This window comes from Gemmobacter sp., from assembly GCF_016792925.1.
Taxonomy (GTDB): domain Bacteria; phylum Pseudomonadota; class Alphaproteobacteria; order Rhodobacterales; family Rhodobacteraceae; genus Gemmobacter.
This window is the reverse complement of sequence record NZ_JAEULU010000187.1, coordinates 1-4,049: the sequence shown is the minus strand read 5'-3', so window position 1 is coordinate 4,049 and position 4,049 is coordinate 1. Positions and strand designations below refer to the sequence as shown.

Annotated in this window: 4 protein-coding genes; 3 read left to right on the top strand and 1 reads right to left on the bottom strand. The window is 64.8% G+C overall.

Annotated features, from left to right (window positions below; all coding sequences use genetic code 11):
• The first annotated feature begins 116 nt into the window (after positions 1–116).
• Together JNN06_RS08690 and JNN06_RS08685 are read left to right on the top strand one after the other, a co-directional pair.
• On the top strand, positions 117–1,283 hold the full coding sequence (locus JNN06_RS08690; RefSeq protein WP_291239192.1) for a Ppx/GppA phosphatase family protein: 1,167 nt from the start codon (positions 117–119) through the stop codon (positions 1,281–1,283).
• On the top strand, positions 1,280–2,029 hold the full coding sequence (locus tag JNN06_RS08685) for an RlmE family RNA methyltransferase (RefSeq protein ID WP_291239191.1): 750 nt from the start codon (positions 1,280–1,282) through the stop codon (positions 2,027–2,029). The genes JNN06_RS08690 and JNN06_RS08685 overlap by 4 nt, the downstream gene beginning before the upstream one ends.
• A gap of 95 nt (positions 2,030–2,124) precedes the next feature.
• On the opposite strand, the gene JNN06_RS08680 is transcribed toward JNN06_RS08685, so the two are convergent.
• Positions 2,125–2,694: a DUF882 domain-containing protein gene (locus JNN06_RS08680; protein ID WP_291239190.1), complete on the bottom strand. Its 570-nt coding sequence runs from the start codon at positions 2,692–2,694 to the stop codon at positions 2,125–2,127.
• Between the two features lie 322 nt (positions 2,695–3,016).
• Here JNN06_RS08680 and JNN06_RS08675 point away from each other — a divergent pair.
• On the top strand, positions 3,017–4,049 hold a 1,033-nt coding region (locus JNN06_RS08675), incomplete at its 3' end, for a peptidoglycan-binding protein (RefSeq protein ID WP_291239189.1).

The following is a 4,049-nucleotide window of genomic DNA, read 5'->3' as shown; positions in this document are numbered from 1 at the left end:
GAAACATATATGTTTCCTGATCCGGCCCCCTCCGACAGGGTTCCTCACGCATGCGGCCCATTGCGCCGAACCGTCATCGCGTCTACTCTGATCCCAACTTGAAATGGAGGGCGGCCATGACGCCCGAGCGTCCCCGAGGGGAGGACGCGATCCCGCAGCCCGGCGCGAAGCCGGGGCCCAAGCCGTCCCGTCGGGGGCGCGGGGGCATTGTGGTCGAACCGTCGCCCCCTCGTCCGGCCCAGCCGGGGCCACAGCTTTATGCGGCCCTGGATCTGGGCACCAACAGTTGCCGGATGCTGATTGCCCAACCCAAGGGCAGCCAGTTTCTGGTCGTGGACAGCTTTTCCAAGTCTGTCCAGCTTGGCGTGGGGCTTGAGGCCTCGGGCCGGTTGTCGCGCAGCTCCATGGGGCGCACGATCCAGGCCCTGCGCATCTGCCAGAAAAAGATCGAGAAACACGGCGTCACCCGCATGCGCCTCGTTGCCACCGAGGCCTGCCGCCGCGCCCGCAACTCGCGCGATTTCATGCGCCAGATCCGCCGGGAAACCGGCCTCGCGGTCGAGATCATCCCCGCCGAGGAAGAGGCGCGCCTCGCCGTGATCTCCTGCGCGCCGCTGGTCTCGACCCGGACCGAGCAATTGCTGGTGGTGGATATTGGCGGCGGCTCGACCGAGCTGGTCTGGATCGACCTCTCCGCCGTGCCGCCCGAAGATCGCCCGCGCGCCATCATGCGGCTGCATGCGGGCTTTACCCCCAAGGGGGATGCGCCCGCCGCGCGGGTGGTGGACTGGATCTCCGTGCCGCTGGGGGTGGCGACGCTGAAAGACCAGTTCGGCGATGTCGAGGATGATGCGGCGCGCTTTGCGCTGATGAGCTGGTTTTTCGAGGAAAACCTCGCCAGTTTCTCGCCCTATAATGCCGAAAACCCGCGCGAGGGGTTCCAGATCATCGGCACCTCTGGCACGGTGACCACGGTGGCGGCCAGTTTCCTCGGGCTGCGGCGCTATGACCGCACCAAGGTGGACGGGCTGTCGATGACCTCGGACCAGATTGATACGGTGATCCGCGATTACCTGTCGCTGGGGCCGGAGGGGCGGCGCACCGATCCGCGCATCGGGCGCGACCGCCATTCACTGATCATGTCGGGGGCGGCGATCCTGCAAGCCCTCATGCGCATCTGGCCGACCGACCGCCTGTCCGTGGCGGATCGAGGCCTGCGCGAAGGGCTGCTTTATGCCCAGATGAGCGCCGATGGCGTTCTGGGAGATGGACCATACAGATGAAGACACCAGACAAGAACACTTCGGGCCGGGGCCAGCGCGATCTGCGCGTGAAGGTGAAAACCGCCAAGGGGCGCAAGCTGTCCTCGACGCTCTGGCTGGAACGCCAACTGAACGACCCCTATGTGCAACGCGCCAAGCGCGAGGGTTTTCGCGGTCGCGCGGCCTACAAGATCCTGGAACTGGATGACCGCTACGGCTTTTTGAAACCCGGTGCGCGGGTCGTCGATCTGGGCTGCGCGCCCGGCGGCTGGTGTCAGGTGGCGGTGCCGCGGGTGAACGCGCTTGGCGACAACCCCAGGAAACCGCAGGGCCGGGTGATCGGGGTCGATCTGCAAGAGGTGGAGGCGATTCCGGGGGCCGAGCTGCATCAGCTTGATTTCCTGTCAGACGAGGCGGATGCGCTGGTGAAGGGCTGGCTGGGCGGGCGCGCCGATGTGGTGATGAGCGACATGGCGGCGGCGGCCTCGGGGCATAAGGGCACCGATCACCTGCGCATCATCGCGCTGATCGAGGCCGCGCTGGCCTTCGCCTTCGACGTGCTGGAGGATGACGGCACCTTTGTCGCCAAGGTTCTGGCAGGCGGCGCCGAGAATGAAATGAACGCGACCTTGAAGAAGAATTTCAAGAAGGTGGCGAATGTGAAACCCCCGGCCAGCCGGTCTGACAGTTCCGAGAAATTCGTGGTCGCCATGGGCTATCGCGGGCGCCAGCTCAACGCGCCCCAAAACGATGAATCCGAGGACTGACGCTTTGGGCAAGACAGGCATAGCCGGCTGCGGCTTTCAGCCATGGAAAAGGGCGCCCTCGGGCGCCCTGTGTCTGTCTGATGGAGCGCGGGCGATCAGCCGCCCCAATGCCGCACCGGGCCACAATCCATATGAACGAAATTCGAGCCGGAATAACGGCCAACCCCGCCCGAGGCGCAGGCCTCCGCCGCGCGGGCCATCTGCCCGACCGAGCGCGATTTCAACCGCAGATCGGCGGCCTGACCCTTCAGGTGCAGCGAATTGCGCGCCACGCCGCTGGATTTCGAGCGCAGCATGGCATTGGTGCGCGGGCTGCGATAGCCCGACAGCAGCATATAGGGTTCCGACACATCCAGCAGGCGATGCGAGGCGGCCATGATGTCCACCGTGCGCGGGTCCATGGTCATGGTGTCATCCGTGCGCCAGTCGCGCATGAAGTGATTGATTTCCTTCAACACTTCCTTGATGTACTTGCCTTCGATCCAATAGATCGTGTCCATGCTCTCGCCGGTGCGGCCCGAATACATGCGGATGCGGCGAATATCGCCTGCGCCGCGCAACAATCCGAAAGCATTGGAGTAGGTGGGGGCCGCCACAAGCGCGGTCGCTGCAAACACGCCAAGAAGGCCACGCCGAGTCACGCCGGTTTGCGCAGTGTTGGTCATCAGAGCCTGTCCCTCGGTCTTCTACCGCATGTGCCTGCGGTTCCTGCCACTTTCCTCAAGTGCCCCAATCTTATGGCACAAGACGAATCGCAACAGAAGCGCAAGTTTGGATCGCGCCCCCATCAGACGCCCAATCGGCAAAGATTTGCTGAATGCCGCCATTTTTCTGAAAAGCCCTCGGCTGAAAGCTGCGCTGTTGCGCAAATGTGACAAAACGCAGGCTTGCCGCCGCCTGCGAAGCCGGTTCAGGGGGATTTGAGCGGTCTTTCGGGCCGAGTCGCATGGACTCGCCGCAGCAAATCCTCGAAAATCAGGCAAATCTTTGTCCTTCGAGGTTCCGATGCCCGCCTTTGCCCTGCGCCGCCCCGTGCTGACCCTTGCTGTGATGCTGGCGGTATCGGGGGGCGTGGCCCATCGCGCGGCGGCCCAGGTGGACCCGTTCACGCAATCGCTGGCCATCGCGGCGGCCGAGGATGAAAGCCTCGCCGCCTTCTATGCGGCGCGCAACTACATGCCCCTCTGGACCGGGGCTGGCGATGCAGAGCGGCGCAATGTGCTTTTGGCGGCATTGACCCATGCGGGCGATCATGGCCTGCCGGTGCAGCGCTATGATGCCAATGCGCTGGCCGCCGCCTTCCGCGCCGCCCAGACAGAGGGCGACCGGGGGCGGCTGGAGCTGCGTATGACCCGCGCCTATCTGGATTATGTGCATGATCTGCATGGCGGCGTGCTGGAGCCTAAGAAGATCGACCCGCAGATCGTGCGCCCGCTGCCGCGCATCGCCCCCGAGGCGGCGCTGACCGCGCTGAGCAGCCCCGATCTGGCGGCCTTTCTGGCTGGCCTTGCGCCCTCGGCCCCGGCCTATGCCCAGTTGGTGAAGGGCAAGCTGCGGCTGGAGACGCAGATCTCGTCGGGCGGCTGGGGCGCGCCTTTGCCTGCGGTGCAGCTCAAGCCCGGCTCGACCGGCGATGCGGTCGTGTTGCTGCGCGACCGGCTGGTGGCGATGGGCTATCTCGCCCGTTCGGCCACGCGCGATTATGATGACAGCGTGGAAAAGGCCGTGCAGCGCTTTCAGATCGCGCATGGGCTGGAGCCGGATGGCATCCTGAGCGAGGCGACGCTGGCCGAGCTGAACATCGCCCCCGAAGAGCGCATGAAATCCATCATCGTCGCGCTGGAGCGCGAGCGCTGGATCAATATCGACCGTGGCCGCCGCCATATCTGGGTGAACCTGACCGATTTCACCGCCAAGATCATCGACGAGGGCAAGGAAACCTTCGTGACCCGCGCGGTGATCGGCAAGGATGTGGAAGGCCAGCGCACGCCGGAATTTTCCGACGAGATGGAATATATGG